The 21,676-nt window shown below is 70.9% G+C and carries 20 protein-coding genes; 19 read left to right on the top strand and 1 reads right to left on the bottom strand.

Going from position 1 to position 21,676, the window contains the following annotated elements; genetic code table 11:
• The first annotated feature begins 118 nt into the window (after positions 1-118).
• The 9 genes from VPH61_RS17600 to VPH61_RS17560 all read left to right on the top strand — a co-directional run bounded on the left by VPH61_RS17600 (position 119) and on the right by VPH61_RS17560 (position 9,397).
• Positions 119-2,143, top strand: coding sequence for a right-handed parallel beta-helix repeat-containing protein (locus VPH61_RS17600; protein ID WP_332064810.1), 2,025 nt, complete (start codon positions 119-121; stop codon positions 2,141-2,143).
• Positions 2,144-2,299: 156 nt separating this feature from the next.
• Complete coding sequence (locus tag VPH61_RS17595; RefSeq protein WP_332064809.1) at positions 2,300-3,664, top strand: ABC transporter substrate-binding protein; 1,365 nt, start codon at positions 2,300-2,302, stop codon at positions 3,662-3,664.
• 19 nt (positions 3,665-3,683) lie between these two features.
• Positions 3,684-4,613, top strand: a complete 930-nt coding sequence (locus VPH61_RS17590) for a carbohydrate ABC transporter permease (RefSeq protein WP_332064808.1) — start codon at positions 3,684-3,686, stop codon at positions 4,611-4,613.
• Positions 4,606-5,511 carry a carbohydrate ABC transporter permease gene (locus VPH61_RS17585; RefSeq protein WP_332064807.1) on the top strand — a complete coding sequence of 302 codons (906 nt, stop codon included), beginning with the start codon at positions 4,606-4,608 and terminating at the stop codon, positions 5,509-5,511. The genes VPH61_RS17590 and VPH61_RS17585 overlap by 8 nt, the downstream gene beginning before the upstream one ends.
• Entirely contained in the window at positions 5,508-5,846 is a 339-nt protein-coding gene (locus tag VPH61_RS17580; RefSeq protein ID WP_332064806.1) for an L-rhamnose mutarotase, read from the top strand. Before VPH61_RS17585 ends, VPH61_RS17580 begins: the two co-directional genes overlap by 4 nt.
• Positions 5,831-6,760 (top strand): amidohydrolase family protein, encoded by a 930-nt coding sequence (locus tag VPH61_RS17575; RefSeq protein ID WP_332064805.1) that lies wholly within the window; start codon positions 5,831-5,833, stop codon positions 6,758-6,760. The genes VPH61_RS17580 and VPH61_RS17575 overlap by 16 nt, the downstream gene beginning before the upstream one ends.
• Positions 6,757-7,788, top strand: a complete 1,032-nt coding sequence (locus VPH61_RS17570; RefSeq protein ID WP_332064804.1) for an aldo/keto reductase — start codon at positions 6,757-6,759, stop codon at positions 7,786-7,788. Before VPH61_RS17575 ends, VPH61_RS17570 begins: the two co-directional genes overlap by 4 nt.
• Complete coding sequence (locus tag VPH61_RS17565) at positions 7,785-8,639, top strand: fumarylacetoacetate hydrolase family protein (protein ID WP_332064803.1); 855 nt, start codon at positions 7,785-7,787, stop codon at positions 8,637-8,639. The genes VPH61_RS17570 and VPH61_RS17565 overlap by 4 nt, the downstream gene beginning before the upstream one ends.
• Positions 8,636-9,397, top strand: a complete 762-nt coding sequence (locus VPH61_RS17560) for an SDR family NAD(P)-dependent oxidoreductase (RefSeq protein ID WP_332064802.1) — start codon at positions 8,636-8,638, stop codon at positions 9,395-9,397. The genes VPH61_RS17565 and VPH61_RS17560 overlap by 4 nt, the downstream gene beginning before the upstream one ends.
• Before the next feature lie 42 nt (positions 9,398-9,439).
• On the opposite strand, the gene VPH61_RS17555 is transcribed toward VPH61_RS17560, so the two are convergent.
• Entirely contained in the window at positions 9,440-10,198 is a 759-nt protein-coding gene (locus tag VPH61_RS17555; protein WP_332064801.1) for a FadR/GntR family transcriptional regulator, read from the bottom strand.
• A 109-nt stretch (positions 10,199-10,307) separates the two neighbouring features.
• Here VPH61_RS17555 and VPH61_RS17550 point away from each other — a divergent pair, with 109 nt between their 5' ends.
• The 10 genes from VPH61_RS17550 to gap all read left to right on the top strand — a co-directional run bounded on the left by VPH61_RS17550 (position 10,308) and on the right by gap (position 21,676).
• Positions 10,308-11,459, top strand: a complete 1,152-nt coding sequence (locus tag VPH61_RS17550; protein WP_332064800.1) for a mandelate racemase/muconate lactonizing enzyme family protein — start codon at positions 10,308-10,310, stop codon at positions 11,457-11,459.
• Positions 11,456-12,457, top strand: coding sequence for an MBL fold metallo-hydrolase (locus tag VPH61_RS17545; RefSeq protein WP_332064799.1), 1,002 nt, complete (start codon positions 11,456-11,458; stop codon positions 12,455-12,457). Before VPH61_RS17550 ends, VPH61_RS17545 begins: the two co-directional genes overlap by 4 nt.
• Positions 12,439-13,515 carry a Gfo/Idh/MocA family protein gene (locus tag VPH61_RS17540; protein ID WP_332064798.1) on the top strand — a complete coding sequence of 359 codons (1,077 nt, stop codon included), beginning with the start codon at positions 12,439-12,441 and terminating at the stop codon, positions 13,513-13,515. The genes VPH61_RS17545 and VPH61_RS17540 overlap by 19 nt, the downstream gene beginning before the upstream one ends.
• Before the next feature lie 58 nt (positions 13,516-13,573).
• Complete coding sequence (locus VPH61_RS17535) at positions 13,574-14,782, top strand: CaiB/BaiF CoA transferase family protein (RefSeq protein ID WP_332064797.1); 1,209 nt, start codon at positions 13,574-13,576, stop codon at positions 14,780-14,782.
• Positions 14,779-15,918 (top strand): hypothetical protein, encoded by a 1,140-nt coding sequence (locus VPH61_RS17530; RefSeq protein ID WP_332064796.1) that lies wholly within the window; start codon positions 14,779-14,781, stop codon positions 15,916-15,918. The genes VPH61_RS17535 and VPH61_RS17530 overlap by 4 nt, the downstream gene beginning before the upstream one ends.
• Positions 15,915-16,700, top strand: a complete 786-nt coding sequence (locus VPH61_RS17525; protein WP_332064795.1) for an enoyl-CoA hydratase/isomerase family protein — start codon at positions 15,915-15,917, stop codon at positions 16,698-16,700. Before VPH61_RS17530 ends, VPH61_RS17525 begins: the two co-directional genes overlap by 4 nt.
• A gap of 46 nt (positions 16,701-16,746) precedes the next feature.
• The gene (locus VPH61_RS17520; protein WP_332064794.1) at positions 16,747-17,934 is read left to right on the top strand and encodes a fumarylacetoacetate hydrolase family protein; all 1,188 of its coding nucleotides are present in this window, start codon (positions 16,747-16,749) and stop codon (positions 17,932-17,934) included.
• Between the two features lie 55 nt (positions 17,935-17,989).
• Entirely contained in the window at positions 17,990-19,495 is a 1,506-nt protein-coding gene (locus VPH61_RS17515; protein ID WP_332064793.1) for an aldehyde dehydrogenase family protein, read from the top strand.
• 106 nt (positions 19,496-19,601) lie between these two features.
• The gene (locus VPH61_RS17510; RefSeq protein WP_332064792.1) at positions 19,602-20,555 is read left to right on the top strand and encodes a GlxA family transcriptional regulator; all 954 of its coding nucleotides are present in this window, start codon (positions 19,602-19,604) and stop codon (positions 20,553-20,555) included.
• 122 nt (positions 20,556-20,677) lie between these two features.
• Complete coding sequence (gene gap / locus VPH61_RS17505; RefSeq protein ID WP_332064791.1) at positions 20,678-21,676, top strand: type I glyceraldehyde-3-phosphate dehydrogenase; 999 nt, start codon at positions 20,678-20,680, stop codon at positions 21,674-21,676.

Raw genomic sequence — 21,676 nt, 5'->3', positions numbered from 1 at the left:
CCCGCTGCACGGAGTTCGGCGCGCCGCGCGCTCGCTCGACCTGCCCTTGACCCCGCCCGAACTTCTCCCATACGTTGGATACGTATTAGGTCATTCAACATACCTATGGGAGTCATCAATGAAGATATCCATCCCGCGTCGCGCCGCCGGCATCGCCGGCGTCGTCGCGATCGTCGCGACGGGCGTCGTCGCAACAGCCGCGCCGGCGGCAGCCGCGCCGAAGGGCGAGCTCACCGTCGTGGTCGCGCCGAACGGCAAGGACTCGGCCCCGGCCGGCGACATCGTCGTCACGTCCATCCACGCGGCCCAGAAGGTCGTCCAGAACAAGGGCAAGAAGCAGGACGTGCGCGTCGTGCTCGACGGCGGCACCTACGAGCTCGACGAGCCGCTGCGCTTCGGCCCGAAGGACGCCGGCGAGAACGGCCACACCGTCACGTGGGCGAGCGCCGAGGGCGAGCAGGCCGTGCTCTCGGGTGGCCACGAGGTGACCGGCTGGAGCCTCCACGACGCCGAGCAGAACATCTGGGTCGCCGACGTCGCGCCCGGCACCGAATCGCGCCAGCTCTACGTCGACGGCCAGCCCGCCGAGAAGACGAAGCTGCTGCTCGCCGTCGACAAGAAGACCCGCGGCCACCTGACGTGGACCGAGCAGGGCCTCACCCTGAACGACGACCGCTTCGGCGACCTGTCGGCGCTCGGCAACCAGTCCGACCTCGAGATCGTGAGCATGGGCTCCTTCACCGACCGCATCTCGCCGGTCGAGTCGATCGTCGGCAACGACCTCAACATGGTCCAGCCCGCGTGGGAGAACAACAACTTCGGCTACGACACGCTGAAGTCGCCCTACAACCGCGGCGCGCTCTATCTCGTGAACGCGTACGAGTTCTTCGAGAACCCCGACGAGTGGTACCTCGACTCGCCGAACGGCAAGGTCTACTACCAGGCGGAGCCGGGCGCCACGATGGACGGCGTCGACGTGCGACTGCCCGAACTCGAGACGCTCGTCGAGATCGGCGGCACCTATGACGCTCCCGTCACCGGGCTCGCGTTCGAGAACCTCGAGTTCGCCCACACCACGTGGCTGCGGCCGAGCTCCGAGCAGGGCTACGCCGACCAGCAGTCGGGTGCGCACGCCGTCGGCAAGTACGACCCGCCGGCCGACTACCTGACCACCTGCCAGGACGGCTGCCCCGAGTTCGAGGAGACCCGTGACGAGTGGTGGCAGGTGCCCGCGGCCGTGCAGGTCTCGGCGGCGAACGACGTGACCTTCGACGGCAACCGCTTCGACCAGCTCGGCTCGGTCGGCCTCGGCATCGGCATGGACCCGAACGCGCACGAGACCGGCGTCGGCTACGGCGCATCGGAGATCGAGGTGCTCGGCAACACCTTCACTGACCTCGGCGGCTCGGGCATCGTCGTCGGCGGTGTGCAGCCCGACGCTCATCACCCGAGCGACGAGCGCATGACCGTGCGCGACATCACGATCGTCGACAACACCATCACGAAGGTCGGCCAGAGCTACCGCGACAGCGCCGGCATCCTCTCGACCTACGTCACCCGTGCCGAGATCTCGCACAACACGCTGACGAACCTGCCCTACGACGGCATCGACATCGGCTGGGGCTGGGGCATCAACGACCCGGGCGGCAACGGCTACTACACCGAGGCGGGGCGCTACGGCGAGATCCAGCCGCGGTACGAGACGCCGACCACGTTCCGCGACAACCACGTCGCGTACAACCTGATCTACGACACGAAGAACGAGATGCACGACGGCGGCAGCATCTACACGTTGTCCTCGGCTCCGGGCACCGTGATCGAGCGCAACTACATCTACGACAGCCGTGAGACCTTCGGCATGCTGATCGACCAGGGGTCGCGTTACATCGAGGTTCGTGAGAACGTCATCCTCGACTCGAGCCGGTACATCTACGTGAACGCCGACGTCGAGGACCCGGCGGCCTTCAACACGCTCGACCTGCAGTTCACGAGCAACTGGTGGACCGGCGGCCCCGAGCGCTACGCGCGGTTCCCCGAGTACCGCACGACCTTCACCGACGAGGTCGAGCTGAACGGCGTGCCCCGCGAGGAGTGGCCCGACGCCGCCAAGCAGGTCATGGCGGAGGCGGGCGCTCGGCGCTGAGACTTCGCGGGTGACGACGGTCCCGGCAGCGCACGCTGCCGGGACCGTTGCCGTTCGTGAGGGCATGGTTTGCCCTTACGTCACACGTATGATGTAATAGCTCTTGCCTTCGGGCAGCATTGTCGTCAGCGACGCCGACCAAGAAAAGGACGCGAAATGTCACAGCAACCGTCATCGGCCCGTCGAGGCGCTCGACTTCTGGCTGGGGCCGCTTCGGCGGCGACCGGACTCCTGCTCCTCAGCGGATGCACCGGCGGCCCCTCGGCTGAGATGAACAGCGACTACGGGTTCGCCACCGCAGAGCAGGTGGCCGACAGCCCCATCACCGTCTGGGTCGACTCCTCGCGCGAGCCCGCCGTGAAGGCATTCACCGAGGCATACCCCGACGTGCCGCTCGAATACGAGGTCTACGACGGCAACGCCGGTGGATCGGGCACCTTCCAGACCAAGATCTCGCTCATGGACCAGGCCGGCGAGGGCTGGCCCGACGTCGTCTTCTCGACGCAGCAGAACGACGCGATCTGGGCGTCTCAGGAGACGAACGGCCTCCAGGCGTTCGCCGCCCCGCTCAACAAGGGCTTCATGGACGAGGAGTTCCTCGACGGCTTCGCCGCGGGCTCGCTCGACTACTCGACGATCGACGGCACGGTCTACGGCCTGCGCAACGACCTCGCGCAGAACGTGACCTACTACAACCAGCGACTGCTCGACGAGTTCGGCTACGAAGTGCCCACCACGTGGGAGGAGTACGGCGAGCTCGGAGACAAGCTCGCCGCCGAGCACCCCGGATACATCCTCGGCAGCCTCGGCGACTCGTTCATGACCTACGTCTACTACGGCGGCTCGGAGTCGCCGGTCTTCCAGGCCGACGGCACCGAGTTCTCGAGCGACGTCGAAGACCCCAACACGGTCGCGATCACCGAGATCCTCGACGGCATGCTCGAGAACGGCACGCTCGTGCAGGACAGCTTCTTCGGCGCCGAGTTCGCCGAGAAGTACGCCGACAAGCTCGTCGCAGTGCCCGGCCCGGTCTGGTACACCGGTGCGATCTTCCAGGGTGCGCTCGGCGTGCCCGCCGGTGAGATCGGCGTCTCGGCACCCCTTCACTGGGAGGGCGGCGAGATCGAGACCGGGAACGTCGGCGGCGGCATCTGGTACGCGTCGAGCCACACGAAGAACCTCGACGCCGTCGAGCAGTTCCTCGAGTTCGCGACGAGCGCTCCCGAATTCCAGGTCGAGGCCTCCTCGGGCTACCCCGCCAACACCGAGGCGGCGAAGGGCTGGCTCGCGAAGCTGGCCGAGACCGGCTACTTCGTCAACGAGGACTTCGAGCAGGTCATGGCCGACGCGGCCGGGCAGATCTGGGACGGATGGAGCGTCACCAAGTGGAGCCCCGAGTCCGCGTGGGCCACGGTCGTGATCCCCGGCATCGCCGAAGGCGAGACGATCGAGTCCCTCCTCCCGGTGTGGAAGGAAGAGCTCGACAACGAGGCGACCGTCAACGGATACACGGTGAAGTAGCGTGTCCGAGACACGCTCCATGACGACGGCCGGCGCAGCCCCTCGCGGTGCGCGCCGGCCGTCGGCCGGCCTCCGGCACTCCACCACCTCGAAGCGTCAGTCGCGGTTCAACTACATCTTCATCAGCGGGTACACGCTGCTGCTGATCGCCTTCGGCCTGCTGCCGACGCTCTACGCGCTCTTCCTGGCGTTCACACGCAACGGGGCCTTCGTGGGCGTCGACAACTTCCTGCGCGTCTTCGCCGACTACCGGTTCCTGCCGGCGGTGCTGCACGTCGCGCTCTACATCGTGTACTGGCTCATCAGCCTCACGGTCGTGGTCGTGCTGCTCGCCCTCGTGGTGCACGCCCTCCGCGCGCGCTGGGCGTCGTCGCTCTCGCGCTTCCTCTTCTACATCCCCGGCGCCATCGCCGGCGCCTCCAGCGTCATGCTCTGGCTCTTCGTGCTCGACCCGACCGTCAGTCCCGTCTCCGGGCTGCTGCACGCGATGGGCTACGAGTCGCTCGTGCGGGTCGTCTCGATCGACAACCTCCCGATCGTCTTCACGATCATCGCGTTCTGGACGGGTGCGGGCGGCTGGATCGTCATCCAGTACGGCGCGCTCAACAACATCGACACCGAGATCATGGAAGCCGCCCGCATCGACGGCGCCGGCGCCGTGAAGACGGCCTGGTACATCCAGCTCCCCATGATGACCAAGTGGATCTCGTACATGGGCATCATGTCGCTCGCCGCAGGCACCCAGCTCTTCGTCGAACCACGCGTGCTGTCGCAGGCGACCCGCGGCGTCGTGCCCGAGGACTACTCCCTGAACCAGCTGGCCTACCTCTACGCATTCCGGCAGGGCGACTTCTCGGGATCGGCCGCGATCTCGATCGTGCTGCTCGCCGTCGCCCTCCTCCTCTCGACCGTGTTCATCTTCCGGGGAAGGCTGTTCGAAAGTGACTGACCGCTCGCAGGCCCGCCGCCGATCGGCGACGACTCCGCGCCAGTGGGTGACGAAGATCCTCATCTTCGCCCTGCTCGCAGGCTTCGCGGTGTTCTTCGTGCTGCCGATCGTCTGGCTCCTCATCGCCCCGACGAAGGGCGGCCGCGAGCTCATGTTCGAGGCGCCGTTCGCCTTCGGCTCGCTCGACCAGTTCGCCGCGAACTGGCAGGCGCTCTTCGCCTTCCAGGACGGGGTCTTCCTGACCTGGCTCGGCAACTCGACGCTCTACTCCTTCGGGGCGCTCGTGCTGACCCTCATCGTGAGCATCCCGGCCGGCTACGCGCTCGCCCTCGGCGACTTCCGGGGGCGCAAGCTCCTGCTCATGACGACCCTCATCGTCATGCTGATCCCGAACACCGCGCTCGTGCTGCCGATCTTCCTCGAGCTCTCGGCGCTCCGGCTGATCGGCACCCCGCTCTCGGTGATCCTGCCGTTCGCGTTCTTCCCGTTCGGCGTGTACCTCACCTACATCTACTTCTCGACGGCCGTCTCGAAGGACCTGCTGAACGCGGCCCGCATGGACGGTGCGGGTGAGCTGCGGGTGTTCGCGCAGGTCGCGATGCCGCTCGCCACGCCGGTGATCGCGCTCGTCGGCTTCTTCAACTTCGTGGGCAACTGGAACAACTACTTCCTGCCGTTCCTGATGGTCGGCGGCCAGAAGGTGCCGGTGCAGGTCGGTCTCGCGAACATGCTCTCGAACGTGCCCCAGTTCAACCCCACCACCGCGGCGAGCACGGTGATCGAGCTGCCGACGCTCGCGCTCGCGACCCTGTTGTCGGTGCTGCCGGTGCTCATCATCTTCCTGTTCTCCCAGCGGTTCCTCGTCGAGGGCATGACCGCGGGCGGTACGAAGGGATGACCGTGCAGCAGGTTCGCCGGTTCGGGTTCGCCTACGAGGTTCGCCCCGACGGGCGCGAAGAGTACCTGCGGCTTCACCGCGAGGTGTGGCCGGGGGTCGAGGCAGCGCTCCGCGAGCACGGCATCCGCAACTTCTCGATCTTCGTCATCGAACACACGCTGTTCGGCTACTACGAGTTCGTCGGCGACGACTACGAGGCGGCCATGGCGCGCATCGACTCCGACCCGACGAGCCGGCGGTGGGCCGAACTCACCCACCCGCTGCAACTCCGCTTCGGCGGCGGCGAAGACGGCCCGCTGTGGCGCGAGATGGAGCTCGCATGGCACATGGACTGAGCCGCGAGCTCGTCGACGCGCACGTGCATCTGTGGGACCTGTCGCTCACTCCGCATCCCTGGATCGCCGTCGCCATGTCGGCGATCGATCGCGACTTCACGGGTCGCGACCTCGCCGCACAGCTCGGCGAGGTCGAGGGTGAGAACGAAGCGGATGCCTCGGCAGGCGACGCGCGCGCGCACGAGGCGGCGGCGCCGACGGTCGTCGTGACCGGCGCGGTCGTCGTGCAGGCCGACCACTCGCTCGACGAGACGACGTGGCTGCTCGACCAGGCCGCCGCCTCATCGGCGGTGCTCGGGGTCGTCGGCTGGGTCGACCTCACCGGCGACGTCACGGCGCAGCTCGACGAGTTCGCCGGGCACCCGGCTGCTGCGCTCCTTCGGGGTCTCCGGCACCTCGCGCACGTCGACGCCGACCCCGGCTGGTTGACGCGCGACGACGTCGCCGCCGGCGTCACCGAACTCGGGCGTCGCGGGCTCGCCTTCGACCTCGTCGTCCGGCCGTGGCAGCTCGGGCAGGCGACCGCGCTCGCGCGGCGCGCGCCCGGCACCCGACTCGTGCTCGACCACCTCGGCAACCCGCCGCTCGAAGCCGCCGACGCGGAGAGCTGGCGGTCGGGCCTCGCGGCTCTCGCCGAGTGCGAGAACGTCAGCGCGAAGGTGTCAGGGCTTGCGAGCGGCGCTGATGCTGCCGCGACGCCCGACGGGCTCGATCGCGCCTTCGACGCGGCGCTCTCCGACTTCGGCCCCGAGCGGCTCATGTTCGGCTCCGATTGGCCCCTCGTTCGGCTGTCGGCGGGCGGCTACGCGGGGTGGCTCGCCGAGTACCTCAGGCTGACCGCGCCGCTCGCCGCCGCCGAACGCGACGCCATCGACGCCGGCACCGCCCGCTCGGTCTACGGGATCGAACGTTGAGCGCCCCGCTGCCGCGCCGACGGCTCGGCTCGACCACCGCCTGGGTCTCCGAGCTCGGCTTCGGCGCCGCCTCCCTCGGCAACCTCTTCCGCGAGACGAGTGACGACGAGGCCCGCGGCGCCGTCGACACGGCGTGGCGGCGAGGCATCCGCTCGTTCGACACCGCCCCGCACTACGGACTCGGGCTCTCGGAGAGCCGACTCGGCGCGGCGCTGGCCGGGCGCCCGCGCGAGGAATTCAGCCTCTCGACGAAGGTCGGGCGCCTCCTCGTTCCGAACCCGGCACCGACCGGTCGCGACGAGGGCTTCGCAGTGCCCGACGACCTCATGCGCCAGTGGGACTTCACCCGCGAGGGCATCCTGCGCTCACTCGACTCGAGTCTCGAACGCCTCGGCGTCGACCGGGTCGACGTGGTGTTCGCCCACGACCCCGACGCCTATCGCGATGACGCCGCCCGGCAGGCGCTCGAGACCCTCGTCGACTTGCGCGAGCAGGGCGTCGTCGCCGCCGTCGGCGTGGGCACGAACTCGAGCGAGGGCCTCGCCGGGCTCATCGCCGACGGGATCATCGACGTCGTCATGCTCGCAGGGCGGTACACCCTGCTCGAGCAGGGCGGTCTCGACACCGTGCTCGAACCGGCGCGCGAGGCGGGAGCCTCGGTCATCGCCGTCGGCGTCTACAACTCGGGGCTGCTCTCGGCGGCCCGGCCGCCCGCTGACGCGAGCTACGACTACCTGCCGGCTCCGCCCGAGCTGCTCGCTCGTGCGAACCGACTCGCGGACGTGTGCGAGTCGTTCGGCGTGAGTCTCCCCGAGGCGGCGCTCGCGTTCCCGCTGCGTCATCCGGCCGTCGCCGGCGTCGCGCTCGGCATGCGCACCGCCGCCCAGGTCGACGATAACGTCGCACGCCTCGCCGCCGTCATCCCCGACGAGGTGTGGGGCGCGCTCGCCGACGCCGGCCTCGTCGACCCCCGCTCGATCGCGCGCGCGATCGAGCCTCGCGCCCCATTCGAAAGGACCCACCCGTGAGATTCGTGCAATACCGCGACGCCGGACGCGTCGTACCCGGTGCTCTCGTCGACGGACTCGTGTACGAGCTGTCCCGAGCGACCGCCGCCATCGACGGCGACTTCCTCGCCCGCGACGACCTCGCCCGCATCGTCGATGAGGTCGTCGCCGACGCCGCGGGCGCCGGGACTCCGCTCGAGAGCCTCGAGCTCGCGGCACCCATCGCCCAGCCGACGAAGATCGTGTGCATCGGCCTGAACTTCAGCGATCACGCTGCGGAGACCGGCGCCGAGATCCCCGCCGAGCCGGTCGTGTTCATGAAGGATCCGTCGACCATCGTCGGCCCGTTCGACGACGTGCTGATCCCGCGGGGTTCCGAGAAGACCGACTGGGAGGTCGAACTCGGCATCGTCATCGCACGCGAGGCCCGCTACCTCGACTCTCCGGCGGACGCCGCGGCGGTGATCGGCGGCTACGTGCTCTCGCACGACGTCTCCGAGCGGCACTTCCAGCTCGAGCGCGGCGGTCAGTGGGACAAGGGCAAGAGCTGCGAGACCTTCAACCCGCTCGGCCCATGGCTGGCGACCGCCGACGAAGTGCCCGATCCCCAGGCGCTCGGCATGCGGCTGTCGGTCAACGGCGTGACGCGGCAGGACGGCACGAGCGCGAACCAGGTCTTCGGCGTGCACCACGTCGTCTGGTACCTCAGCCAGTTCATGGTGCTGCGCCCGGGCGACCTCATCAACACCGGGACGCCCGCGGGCGTCGCACTCGGGCTGCCCGGCCAGCCCTACCTCCGCGACGGCGACGTCGTCGAGCTCTCGATCGACGGGCTCGGCACTGCGCGGCAGACGTTCCGGAGTCAGGCATGAGCCTCGGCGAGTTCGACGGGCTGACCGCCCTCGTCACGGGCGGCGCCTCGGGCATCGGCCGGGCGGTCGCCGAGGCGTTCGCGGAACGCGGTGCCCGAGTGGCCGTGCTCGACCTCCGAGTCGAGGGCCTCGCCGAGCCGCTCGCGGGCTTCGCCGCCGATGTCGCCGACGGCGACTCGGTGGCACGCGCGGTCGCCGCCGTCGAGGCGCGCTTCGGCGGGATCGACATCGTCGTGAACAACGCGGGCATCGGCGCCTTCGGCACGGTCGAGGGCCTCGACGAGGCCGAGTGGGCGCGGGTGCTGAGCATCAACGTCACGGGCATGGCGCGGGTCGTCGCGGCGACCCTGCCGCTGCTCCGCCGGTCGGAGCACGCCTCGGTCGTCAACCTCTCGTCGATCGCCGCGACCACCGGCATCCAGCAGCGCGCCCTGTACTCGGCGTCGAAGGGCGCCGTGCATGCGCTGACCCTCTCGATGGCGGCAGATCACGTGCATGAGGGCATCCGGGTGAATGCGGTCTCACCGGGGACGGCCGATACGCCCTGGGTGGCGCGCATGATCGCGAACGTCGCCGATCCCGAGGCCGAGCTGGCGGCGATGAACGCTCGTCAGCCGATCGGGCGGCTCGTCACCGCCGGCGAGGTCGCCGAGGCGGTGCTGTATCTCGCGAGTCCGCGTTCGGCGTCGACGACCGGGTCGGTGATCGCGGTGGACGGCGGGTTCGGCGGACTCCGGGTGCGTGCGGTCCAGGCCTGACCGGTTTCGCAGACGCCCGTCGCGCACGCCGGCGCGCTCCGTTCAGTCGGCGGCGCGTGCGGGGATGCGGCGTCGCTCCCAGGCGCGCGTGATGTGCTCGCTCATCTCGCGGGAGGCGGTCTCGGCGTCGCCGGCGGCGATCGCGTCGAGGACGCCGCGGTGCTCGTCGATCGTGAGCGTGTGGGCCTCGGGGCCCGGCGCGCCGTAGAAGCGCGAGTAGTCGCGAGCACGCTGCGTGAGCGTGCGGGCGATGCCCCTCGCGAGCTGGTTGCCCGAGATGGCCATGAGCCGGGCGTGGAACTCGACGTCGGCGGCCGCGAAGGCCTCGGGCTGGTCGCGCACCGCGACGAGTGCGTCGTGCGCCTCGACGAGCGCGGCGAGGTCGTCGTCGTCGTGCTCACGGGCGACGCCGGCCGCCATGACGGACTCGAGCTGGGCGCGCACGACGGCGAGTTCGTCGAGGATGCCGAGCTCGTCGTCGTTCTCGATCATCGAGGAGAGCACGACGCGGTCGAGCACGTTCCACTCCGAGGGGTCGGTGACCTCGGTGCCGCGGCCCTGCACGACCTGCACGAGCCCCTTCTCTTCAAGGCGCTTCATCGACTCGCGGATGACGGTGCGGCTGACGCCGAAGTGGTCGCAGAGCTCGGATTCCTTGGGCAGCAGCTCGCCGGGCTGCACCGAGCCGGTCACGATCGCGGTGACGAGGTCGTGCACCACTCCGACGCCGAGGCGTTCGGCCGGGCCACGGCGCGCGCCGAGCCTCGGGTCGGCGAGGGCGGACGTGTTCAGCGAGGTCATGGCCCTGATCTTAGAAGACATGCGACGTATGATGCCGCCGACTCGACGGGTTGAAACAGGTATGTCGTATGATGTATTCTCTATCTACCGTGAGCGCATCGAGGACGATATGAAGATCACCGGGTACCGCACCCTCTCCACCCGTCACGCGTGGAACCGTTCCATCGGCGACGTCAATGGGCACATCCGTCACGCCGTCACCGAGATCCCCATCGTCATCGTCGAGACCGACGCCGGCATCGAGGGTGTCGGCATCGGCTCGCACGCCGACCTCGACCGGCTCTTCCCGGCGCTCCTCGGCGAAGACCCGCGTGCCGTCACCGCGCTCTTCGACCGCATGACGGCCCAGGTCTTCAAGTCCGGCCACGCCGGTGCCACCTACGGCGGCCTCGCGACGCTCGACGCCGCCCTGTGGGACATCAAGGCGAAGGCCGCCGGCGAGCCGCTGTGGCGCCTGCTCGGGGCGCGCGACCGGTTCGTGCCCGGCTATGCATCGGGGCTCGACATCGCCCTCGACGACGACGAGCTCGCCGCCTTCTACGCGACGTTCGCCGAGCGCGGCTACGTCGCCGGCAAGCTGAAGGGCGGGCTCGACTTCGAGGCCGACCTCCGCCGGCTCGGCATCCTCGCCGACGCGTTCCGCGGCAACACCTCGACCCCCGGCCTCATGATCGACGCGAACGAGTCGTGGCAGGTCAAGCAGGCGGTGCGCTACGTCGCCGCCCTCGAAGAGCACGTCGACCTGCTCTGGGTCGAGGAGCCGCTGCGCCGATGGGATGCCGCGGGGCACGCGAGGCTCAGCAACGCCGTGCGCAGCGCCATCGCGACCGGCGAGAACCTCACCGGGGTCGACCAGTTCCGCGGCCTCTTCGACGCCGGGGCCCCCGACATCGTGCAGGCGGGCGCCATCTGGGGCGTCAGCCACTTCGTGCGGCTCTCCTTCGCCGCCGCGGCCCGCGATCTCCCGGTCAGCGTCGTCGGGTACAACGCGAACCCCGCCGTCGCGGCTGCCGCGGCCGCCGTGCCGAACCACCTGACGACCGAGGTGCAGGACGTGCGCTTCGCGCCGGGACTCATCGTCGATCAGGAGTTCATCGACGGCGGCATCGTGCTCGGCGACGAGCCGGGTGCCGGCATCGCGGTCGACGAGGCGGCGATCGTCGCCGCCTCGGCGGGCGAGGGCTGGGAGTCCACGGCCGGGCCGCACATGCGCCCCGACCGCGCGGGCCTGCGCCTCCTCCTCGACGGGATCGAACGATGACCGGCGACGTGGTCGGCCGCACCGGCGGCTCCGTCGGCGAGATCCGCCCGGGCCTGCACCGCATCGTCGCCCCGCTCGGCGAGCGCTTCATCGCGATGTACCTGCTGGTCGGCGACGACGCCGCGCTCCTCGTCGACACGGGTGTGCGCGAGTCGATCACCGAGACCCTCCTGCCCTATCTCGACTCGGCGGGCATCGACCGGGCGAAGCTGCGCTGGGCGATCAACACGCACTGCGACTACGACCACACGGGCGGCAACGGGGCGCTGCGGGCGGCGCTGCCGCACGTCGAGCTGCTCGCGCACCGGCTCGACGCCGAGCTCACCGAAGACGTGCAGCGACTCATCGACGAGCGCTACGGCGAGTTCCGCGAGACCGACGGGTTCGACGACCCGCCCGAGACGACGGCGTACCTTCGCGGCGTGAGCGACCTCGTGCCGCTCGACCGCACGCTCGCGGGCGGCGAGACCTTCGACCTCGGCGGCCGAACCGCGACCATGCTGCATGTGCCCGGCCACAGCCCGGGCCACCTCGCGGTGCACGACCCCGCGAACCGCGCCGTGATGATCGGCGACGCGGTGCTCGGTGCCACGGTGCCGTACGCCGACGGCTCCCCGGCGTTCCCGCCGACGTACCGCGACACCGCGCCGTACGCGGCGAGCATCGAGGCCGTGCGGGCGCTCGAGCCGGAGCTCGTGCTCACCGCGCACTATCCGGTCTACGAGGGCGCGGGCGCGGCGCGCTTCCTCGACGGGTCGGCCGACTACGTCGCCGAGGTCGACGCCGTGCTCGCCGACGTCCTCCGCGCAGCGGCCGAGGCGCAGACGACCCTCGAACTCGTGCGCACCGCCGGGGCGCGGCTCGGACCCTGGCCGCCCGAGGCGCTCGACTACGCGATCTTCCCGGCGACGGGCAACCTCGAGCGGCTCCGCGACCGAGGACTCGTCGTCGAGTCGCGACGGGGCGACGGCATGCGCACGTGGCGGTGGGCCGAGTGAACCGGCCGGTGCGCATCGGCGCCGTCGGCGCCGGCTGGTGGGCGACGAGCAACCACTTCCCGATCTACGCGGCTCGCGACGACGTCGAGCTCGTCGGCGTCTGCGGCATCGGGCCGCAGCTCGGCGCCGTGCGCGAGGAATTCGGCTTCGGCATGGCGACCGAGAACTACGAAGAGCTCCTCGACCAGGAGCTCGACGCGGTCGTCATCACGACCCCGCACGACCTGCATTACGAGCAGGCCGTCGCCGCGATCGACCGCGGCCTGCACGTGCAGGTCGAGAAGCCGACGACGCTCGACGCCGCCTCGGCGTGGGACCTCGTCGACCGGGTCGAGCGTGCCGGCGTGCACTTCCTCGTGCCCTACGGATGGAACTACAAGTCGTTCACGGTCGAGGCGAAGCGGCTCGTCGAAGCCGGCCACCTGGGCGAGATCCAGCACGTCGTGTGCAACATGGCCTCGCCGACCCGCGGTCTCTTCGCCGGCGACCCGAACGACATCCGCCAACTCTGGGACTCGGCCACCGACAGCGGACCCGACCCGTCGACATGGCAGTCGCCGAACCGGGGCGGCGGCTACGCGCACGGCCAGGTCACGCACTCGAGCGCGCTGCTGTTCTGGCTCACCGCGCTGCGGGCGTCGACCGTCGCGGCGCGGGTGAGCCGGGCCGGAGCGGCCGTCGACCTCTTCAACGCCGCCGTGATCACGTTCGACGACGACGCCATCGGCTCGCTCTCGGGCGCAGCGACGGTGCCCGACGGCGACCCGTACCAGATCGACATCCGCATCTTCGGCACCGAGGGCATGCTGCTCCTCGACACCGAGCGCGAGCGCGTGAGCCTGCACCGCTACGACGGTCGCAAGTGGGACCTCGAGATCGAGTCCGGCGCCGGCGCCTACGAGTGCCTGACCCCGCCGAACCGCTTCATCGACCTCGTCGCCGGCACGAGCCGCGAGAACAACTCCGACGCCCGCGTGGCCGCGCGTTCGGTCGAGCTCATCGACGCGATGCTCCGTTCATCCGCCGCCGACGGCGCCGTCGTCGCGGTGCACGACTGAACGTCGACCGACGAACCATGTCCGCCCGTTCCACCTCCCCGACCTCCCGGAGTCCCAGATGACCACCAGTTCCGTGCTCGCCGGCTATCGCGTCGTCGACTGCTCGATCGCCATGGCCGGCCCGTTCGCGGCGCAGCGTCTCGGCGACCTCGGCGCCGACGTCGTCAAGGTCGAGCCGACGACGGGGGAGTGGCAGCGTCACGCATCGGCCGGCGGCGCGACCGGCAACGAGATCAACGTCTCGTTCCTCTCGCTGAACCGCAACAAGCGCTCCCTCGCGCTCGACCTGAAGCAGCAGGAAGGCAAGGCGGCGCTGTACGAGCTCGTGCGCACCGCTGACGTGTTCCTGCAGAACTACCGGCCGGGCGTCGCGGCGCGCCTCGGCGTGGACTACGAGTCGCTGAAGGCCGTGAACCCGTCGATCGTCTACGTCTCGATCTCGGGCTACGGCGAAGACGGCCCGTACCGCGATCGGCCCGGTCAGGACCTCCTCGTGCAGGCCATGTCGGGGGCGATGCTCTCCGCCGGTCGCGAGGGCGACGAGCCGAGTCCTGCCGGCCAGTACCTCGCCGACGCCGTCACGGCGTCGACCGCCTTCGAGGGCGTGCTCGCGGCGCTGCTGCATCGTGAGCGCACCGGTGAGGGCCAGCTCGTCACGGTCAACATGCTCGACGCCGTGACCACCCTGCAGATGCAGGAGCTCAGCGTCTTCACCGTCGGGCGCAAGCCCCAGCAGCGCAGCCGAGAGGCGCTCGCCCACGTCTACATCCGCGCGCCGTATGGCGTGTTCAAGACCGCCGACGGCTATGTCGCGCTCGCCTTCGCCGAGCCCGACCTGCTCGGCGAGCTCATCGGCGAGCCCTCGTTCGCGGGCTGGAAGGCCGAGGAGCACGGCTGGACCCACCGCGACGAGCTGCACGAGCGCATCGCCGCACGGCTCGCGCTCGAGCCGACCGCGCACTGGCTCGATCTGCTCGGCGGCGCGGGCATCTGGATCGGCCCGGTCTACTCGTACCAAGACCTCGTCGACGACCCGCAGATCGCCCACAACGGCACCTTCGTCGAGTACGACCACCCGACCGAGGGCCGGGTGAAGACCCCGGGCTTCCCGTACGCCTTCTCGGCGACGCCGCCCCGCATCGATCGCGGGGCGCCGCTCACGGGCGAGCACACCCGCGAACTGCTCGGCGAACTCGGCTACTCCGCCGAGCAGGTCGCCGACCTCCTCGAGCGCGGGGCAGCGAGCGATCGGATGCTGCGCCGATGACCCTGCCCGCCGGCACGCCGCGCTTCCGCGGCCTCACGTGGGACCACCCGCGCGGCCGAGCCGCGCTCGAGCGCTCAGCCGAGGCCTCGGCGGGCCTCATCGAGTGGGACGTGCACTCGCTCGAGGGCTTCGAGTCGGCACCGATCGACGAGCTCGCGGCACGCTACGACGTGATCGTGCTCGACCACCCCCACCTCGGCGACGCCCTCGCGACCGACAGCCTCCGCCCGCTCGGCGAGCTGTTCGAGGCGAGCTGGCTCGACTCGCTCGGCGCCGCGAGCGTCGGCCCGAGCCTCGCGAGCTACCGGCTCGGCGGAGAGCTGTGGGCGCTGCCGCTCGACGCGGCGACCCAGGTCGCCGCGCTGCTGCCCGATCGCGTGCCGGCTGCGCCGCAGACCTGGGCGGAGGTGCTCGAGCTCTCCCGCACCGAACCGGTCGCGCTGAGTCTCGCGGGGCCCCACGCCTTCCTCGGCTTCTCCTCGCTCTGCGTCGCCCTCGGCGAGGAGCCGCGCGTGACGCCCGGTGCCGGCTACGTCTCCTCGGCGACCGCCGAGCACGCCGTCTCGCTCTTGCGCGAGATCGCGGGGCGCGCTCCGGCCGGCACGAGCGAGCTCAACCCCATCGGGATCCTCGAGCGCATGCGCGCCGAGCGCGACATCGCCTACGTCCCGCTCGTCTACGGCTACGTCAACTACGCCGCCGGCGATGAGGGCCTCCGCTTCGCGGAGGCGCCGTCGGCGGTGCCCGGCGGCCGGCGCGGGTCGACGATCGGCGGCACCGGCCTCGCCGTCTCGCGCCGGGCCGCGGTCGACGACGCGCTGCTCGCCTACCTGCGCTGGCACCTCGACCCGCTCACCCAGGCGACGTTCATCCCCGAGCACGACGGGCAGCCGAGCTCCCGGGCCGCGTGGCTCGACGACCGGGTGAACCACGATTCGCACGGGTTCTACCGCGGCACGCTCGAGACGATCGAGCACGCCTGGGTCCGGCCGAGGATCGCCGGGTTCACCGCCTTCCAATCGGCGGCCTCCGAGATCCTCCGATCCGCGATCCTCGCGGGGTCGGCCGCATCGTCGGCGGCTCGCGAGCTCGACGACCGATTCGACGCCCTCGCCCGAGAAGGAGCACTCTCATGACCGAGAACCCGTCCGCCGGAGACATCCGGCTCGAACTGCGCGGCCCCGTCGCGCTCGTCACGATCGATCGCCCTGCGAAGCTGAACGCCGTGACGCAGGAGATGAGCGACGAGCTCGTGCGGGTGATCCACCGGGTCAACGACGACGACGCGGTGCGGGCCGTCGTGCTCACCGGTGCAGGCCAGCGCGCGTTCAGTGCCGGCAGCGACATCCGCACGCTCGACAAGTACGCGACGCCGTGGGAGTTCCGGAACCGCATCGACTACTGCGATGCGCTCCGCGAGTGCCGGAAGCCCGTCATCGCGGCCGTCAACGGCTACGCGTTCGGCGGCGGCCTCGAGACGGCGCTCATCTGCGACATCCGCCTGGCCTCGACGAGCGCGAGCTTCGCCGCGCCCGAGATCAAGCTCGGCTGGATCGGCGGCGGCGGCATGTCGGCGTTCCTCGCCGCCTCCGTCGGGCCGTCGAACGCGGCCGTCATGCTCATGACCGGCGACCCGATCGACGCCGAGACCGCGCTGCGCTGGGGACTCGTGTCGGAACTCGTGGCACCCGAGCGGCTCGTCGAGCGTGCCGTCGAGCTCGCCGCGACGATCGCCGAGCGCCCGCCGATCGCTGCCGAGACGGCGAAGGCGAACCTCCGCGCGGCGTACAACATGCCGCAGGACGCGGCGATCCGCTACGAGCGCGACCTGCAGACGATCACGTTCGCCACCGCCGACGCCGACGAGGGCCGCGCGGCCTTCGCCGAGAAGCGCCGGGGCGAGTTCCACCGCCGCTGAGGCGGCCCCGAATCATCCGACCGACCGATCTCGAGGAGAGCGCACCGTGACCCAGACCTCCACCGCAACTGCCGACGCCGCCGCGATGCTGCCGGTCGACGGAACCGACGGCGCCCTCGCCGGCCGGGTGTTCGACCCGGTCGCCGGCGGCCCGAGCGTCGTGGCGATCCGCAGCGAGGGCGTCGTCGACGTGAGCGCGCACTTCGCGACGATGCGGGCGCTCACCGAGCAGGCCGACCCGGCCGCCGCCCTCGCCGCGGTGTCGGGGCCGGTGCTCGGCTCGCTCGACGAGATCGTCGCCAACACTCCGGATGCCTCGCGCGACACCTCCCGGCCATGGCTCCTGTCGCCCATCGACCTGCACGTCGTGAAGGCCGCGGGGGTCACCTTCCCCGTGTCGATGATCGAGCGCATGATCGAGGAGCGGGCCCGCGGGGCCGCCGACTCGGCCCCTGACGTGCGCGGTGAGGTGCTCGCCCTGCTCGGCGGATCGCTCGACGACCTCGTGCCCGGGTCGCCCGAGGCGGCCGCCCTGAAGGAACTCCTCATCGAGAAGGGCATGTGGAGCCAGTACCTCGAGGTCGGCATCGGCCCCGACGCCGAGGTCTTCACGAAGGCGCCCGTGCTCGCGACCGTCGGATCGGGGTCGGATGTCGGCGTGCTCTCGAAGTCCGCCTGGAACAACCCCGAGCCCGAACTCGTGCTCGTCGTCGCCTCCGACGGCCGGATCGTCGGCGCGACCCTCGGCAACGATGTGAACCTGCGCGACATCGAGGGCCGCTCGGCGCTGCTGCTCGGCAAGGCGAAGGACAACAACGCCTCGGCCGCCGTCGGCCCGTTCATCCGCCTCTTCGACGTCGGCTACTCGATCGACGACGTGCGCCGCGCGGTCGTCACGCTCACCGTCGACGGCGCCGACGGGTTCCGCCTCGAGGCGTCGAGCCCGCTCGAGCGCATCAGCCGCGACCCCGTCGACCTCGTGGCGCAGACCGTCGGCACGCACCACCAGTACCCCGACGGCTTCGTGCTCTACCTCGGCACGCTGTTCGCGCCCATTCAAGACCGCGACGAGGTCGGCCACGGCTTCACGCACCATGACGACGACGTGGTCGCGATCCGCGAGCCGAAGCTCGGGGCGCTGATCAACCGGGTGCGCCCGAGCGAGACCGTCGCCCCGTGGACCTTCGGCATCGACGAGCTCTACCGCGGGCTCGTCCGTCGCGGCCTGCTCTGACCCGCTCGATCCACGACCCGGTCGCCACCCGATCTCATCCACCAGCGGAGGAACCATGCTGACCACCACCGACCCCCGTACCGCCTCGGTCTCCGAGACCGGCATCGAGCCGACGACGCCCGCCGAGGTCGCGCGCGTCGTCGACGCAGCGACCGCCGCGTTCGACACGCAGCGCTGGTCGAGCCGCGAGGCCCGCGCCGCGCTGCTCGACGCGCTCGCCGACGGGCTCGAGGCCGATCGTGCGGCACTCGTCGAGATCGCCGACCGCGAGACCGGTCTCGGTGAGGGCCGTCTGAACGGCGAGCTCTCCCGCTCGCAGTTCCAGTTCCGCTTGTTCGCCGACGCCGTGCGCGAGGGCGGGTATCTCGAGGCCGCGATCGACCACGCGGGCGAGACGCCGATCGGCCCCGGACCCGAGCTCCGCCGCATGCTCGTGCCGATCGGCCCGATCGCCGTGTTCGGCTCGAGCAACTTCCCGTTCGCGTTCTCGGTCGCCGGCGGCGACACCGCCTCGGCGCTGGCCGGCGGCAACGCGGTCGTGCTGAAGGCCCACAGCTCGCACCCGCTCACCTCGCAGCGCTCGTTCGCGGCGCTCGAGCGTGCCGCACTCGCCGCCGGCGCGCCCGCCGGGCTCCTCGGCATCGTCTACGGCACGCAGTCGGGCCGCGACCTCGTGTCGGACCCGCGCATCACCGCGGTCGGATTCACCGGATCGCTCGGCGCCGGGCAGGCGCTCGTCGACCTCATCAACCAGCGCGAGCAGCCGATCCCGTTCTACGGTGAGCTGTCGAGCGTCAACCCGCTCGTCATCACGCCGGGCGCCGCCGAGGCGCGCGCCGAGGCGATCGCCGACGGGCTCTTCGGCTCCTTCACGCTCGGCGCCGGCCAGTTCTGCACGAAGCCCGGCATCGCCTTCGTGCCGCGAGGAGCGGGCGACGCGATCGTCGACGGCCTCGCGCAGCGTGCCGCCGCGGCATCCGGTCAGGTACTGCTGAACTCGCGCATCGCGACCTCGTTCGGCGAGATCCGCGACCGACTCGTCGGCGCGGGCGGAGCCGAGGCCGCGGCCGGGGTCGTCGCCGACGACGCGACGGGCTTCGAGGCGGCGCCGACGGTGCTGACGATCGACGCCTCGGCGTTCACGCCAGCCCTCGCCGAGGAAGCGTTCGGCCCGCTCATCGTCGTGGCGCGCTACGACTCGATCGACGAGGTCGTCGCCGCGCTCGCCGCCGTGCCCGACTCGCTGACCGCGACCGTGCACGGCGAGCCCGACGAGACCGAGCTCGTCGCCTCGCTCACGCGGAGCCTCCTGCCGCTCGCCGGCCGCATCGTCTACAACGGCTATCCGACCGGCGTGCGCGTGTCGTGGGCGCAGCACCACGGCGGCGGATGGCCGGCGACGAACAGCCAGCACACCTCGGTGGGCGTGACGGCCATGCGACGGTTCCTGCGGCCCGTCGCCTTCCAGGACGCTCCAGAGGGCGTGCTGCCGACCGAGCTGCGCGACGACTTCACCGGCGTTCCGCGGCGGGTCGACGGGGTGCTCGAGCTCCCGGCCTGAGTTTTCGGAGGCCGGGTGGCCGGGCGGACACGCGGCGACGGCCGAGCCGCGACTCGCGTGAGCGACGCGCTGGCCGAATCCTTTCGGCACATGGCATTCTGGCCGGATGACCCGCCGCAACCATCGCATCGCCGTGCTCGTGCTGCCCGGGGCGAAGCCGCTCGATGTCGGCATTCCGGCCCAGGTGTTCTCGACCCGCGCGAGCATGCCGTACGAGGTGCGCGTGTGCGGTGCGGCGCCCGGCCTCGTCACGGGCGGCGACGGTCTCTCATACCATGTGGCCGACGGGCTCGACGCGCTCGAGTGGGCCGAGACGGTGTTCATCCCCGGGTACCGGCATCCCGACCGCGAGGAGCCGCCCGCCGCGGTCGTCGATGCGCTCCGGGCGGCGCACGCGCGCGGCGCGCGACTCGCGGCGATCTCGACGGGGGCGTTCGCGCTCGCGGCGACGGGCCTCCTCGACGGACGCCGGGCCACGACGCACTGGCACTACACGCGGGCGCTCGCCACGCGGCATCCGCTCGTGAACGTCGACACGAACGTGCTGTTCGTCGACGAAGGGGCGGTGCTGACCTCGGCCGGCGCGGCATCGGGCATCGACCTGTGCCTCCACCTCGTGCGCCGCGATCACGGGGTCGCGGTCGCGAACCACGCGGCTCGGCGACTCGTCGCCGCCCCGTACCGCAGTGGCGGTCAGGCGCAGTACGTGCCGCGGAGCCTGCCGCCGGAGCTCGGCCCCGTGTTCGCGGCGACGCGGGAGTGGGCGCTGCGGCAGCTCGACGAACCGCTCACGCTCGACGCGCTCGCCCGCAACGCCAACGTCTCGCCGCGCACCTTCTCGCGCCGCTTCGTGGAGGACACCGGGTACACGCCGATGCAGTGGGTGCTGCGCGCCCGGGTCGACATGGCTCGTGAGCTGCTCGAGCGCAGCGACCTCGGGGTCGAGCAGATCGCCGCTCGCGCCGGGCTCGGCACCGGCGCGAACCTGCGCCTGCACTTCCAGCGCATCCTCGGGGTGTCGCCGAGCGACTACCGGCACACGTTCGCGGCGGGGGAGTGACAGGGGGCCGATCCGCATCGGGTTGGCGAGATCCTTGCGGATACTGACCTACACGCCACTCGCGCGAACGCGCCCGCAGGAGGAGGGTTGAAGGGTCCGGATCGAAAGGAATCCCCTCCGCCATGACCACCCGCATCGCCATCAATGGCTTCGGCCGCATCGGCCGCAACGTCGTGCGCGCACTCGTCGAGCGCGGCGCCGACCTCGAGCTCGTCGCCGTCAACGACCTCACCGACCCCGCCGGCCTCGCGCGCCTCCTGAAGTACGACAGCACCGCGGGCCGCTTCGGTTCCTCCGTCGAGGTCGACGGCGACGTGCTCGTCATCGACGGCCGCCGCGTCAAGGTGCTCGCCGAGCGCGACCCTGCGAAGCTGCCCTGGGGCGAGCTGAACATCGACGTCGTGCTCGAGTCGACCGGCCGCTTCACCGACGCCGAGGCCGCCAAGGCCCACCTCGCTGCGGGCGCCAAGAAGGTGCTCGTCTCGGCTCCCTCGAAGGGCGCCGACGTCACGCTCGCCTACGGCGTGAACACCGAGGCCTACGACGCCGCCACGCACGTCATCGTCTCGAACGCCTCGTGCACCACGAACGCGCTCGCCCCGCTCGCGAAGGTGCTCGACGACCTCGCCGGCATCGAGCACGGCTTCATGACGACGATCCACGCCTACACGCAGGACCAGAACCTGCAGGACGCACCCCACTCCGACGCACGTCGTGCCCGCGCCGCGGCCGTCAACATCGTGCCGTCGTCGACCGGTGCGGCGAAGGCCATCGGCCTCGTGCTGCCGAAGCTCGAGGGCAAGCTCAACGGCGACTCGATGCGCGTGCCCGTGCCGGTCGGCTCGATCGTCGAGCTCAACACGACCGTCTCGAAGGACGTCACGCTCGACGAGGTGCTCGCCGCCTACAAGGCCGCGGCCGAAGGCCCGCTGAAGGGCGTGCTCGAGTACTCCGACGAGGCGCTCGTCTCGACCGACATCGTCGGCAACCCGCACTCGTCGATCTTCGACGCCGACCTCACCCGCGTCGACGGCCGCCACATCAAGGTCGTCGCTTGGTACGACAACGAGTGGGGCTTCTCGAACCGCGTCATCGACTCGCTGACGCTGCTCGGCGCGTAG

The organism is Agromyces sp. CCNWLW203, from assembly GCF_036576125.1.
GTDB lineage: Bacteria > Actinomycetota > Actinomycetes > Actinomycetales > Microbacteriaceae > Agromyces.
This window is presented reverse-complemented; position numbering and strand designations above follow the sequence as displayed.

Bases quoted from the DNA above. Each gene is read 5' to 3' on its own strand.
- VPH61_RS17600 (WP_332064810.1), top strand. From the start codon at position 119: ATGAAGATATCCATCCCGCGTCGCGCCGCCGGCATCGCCGGCGTCGTC.
- VPH61_RS17595 (WP_332064809.1), top strand. From the start codon at position 2,300: ATGTCACAGCAACCGTCATCGGCCCGTCGAGGCGCTCGACTTCTGGCT.
- VPH61_RS17590 (WP_332064808.1), top strand. From the start codon at position 3,684: ATGACGACGGCCGGCGCAGCCCCTCGCGGTGCGCGCCGGCCGTCGGCC.
- VPH61_RS17580 (WP_332064806.1), top strand. From the start codon at position 5,508: ATGACCGTGCAGCAGGTTCGCCGGTTCGGGTTCGCCTACGAGGTTCGC.
- VPH61_RS17575 (WP_332064805.1), top strand. From the start codon at position 5,831: ATGGCACATGGACTGAGCCGCGAGCTCGTCGACGCGCACGTGCATCTG.
- VPH61_RS17560 (WP_332064802.1), top strand. From the start codon at position 8,636: ATGAGCCTCGGCGAGTTCGACGGGCTGACCGCCCTCGTCACGGGCGGC.
- VPH61_RS17555 (WP_332064801.1), bottom strand. From the start codon at position 10,198: ATGACCTCGCTGAACACGTCCGCCCTCGCCGACCCGAGGCTCGGCGCG.
- VPH61_RS17550 (WP_332064800.1), top strand. From the start codon at position 10,308: ATGAAGATCACCGGGTACCGCACCCTCTCCACCCGTCACGCGTGGAAC.
- VPH61_RS17545 (WP_332064799.1), top strand. From the start codon at position 11,456: ATGACCGGCGACGTGGTCGGCCGCACCGGCGGCTCCGTCGGCGAGATC.
- VPH61_RS17535 (WP_332064797.1), top strand. From the start codon at position 13,574: ATGACCACCAGTTCCGTGCTCGCCGGCTATCGCGTCGTCGACTGCTCG.
- VPH61_RS17530 (WP_332064796.1), top strand. From the start codon at position 14,779: ATGACCCTGCCCGCCGGCACGCCGCGCTTCCGCGGCCTCACGTGGGAC.
- VPH61_RS17525 (WP_332064795.1), top strand. From the start codon at position 15,915: ATGACCGAGAACCCGTCCGCCGGAGACATCCGGCTCGAACTGCGCGGC.
- VPH61_RS17515 (WP_332064793.1), top strand. From the start codon at position 17,990: ATGCTGACCACCACCGACCCCCGTACCGCCTCGGTCTCCGAGACCGGC.
- VPH61_RS17510 (WP_332064792.1), top strand. From the start codon at position 19,602: ATGACCCGCCGCAACCATCGCATCGCCGTGCTCGTGCTGCCCGGGGCG.
- gap (WP_332064791.1), top strand. From the start codon at position 20,678: ATGACCACCCGCATCGCCATCAATGGCTTCGGCCGCATCGGCCGCAAC.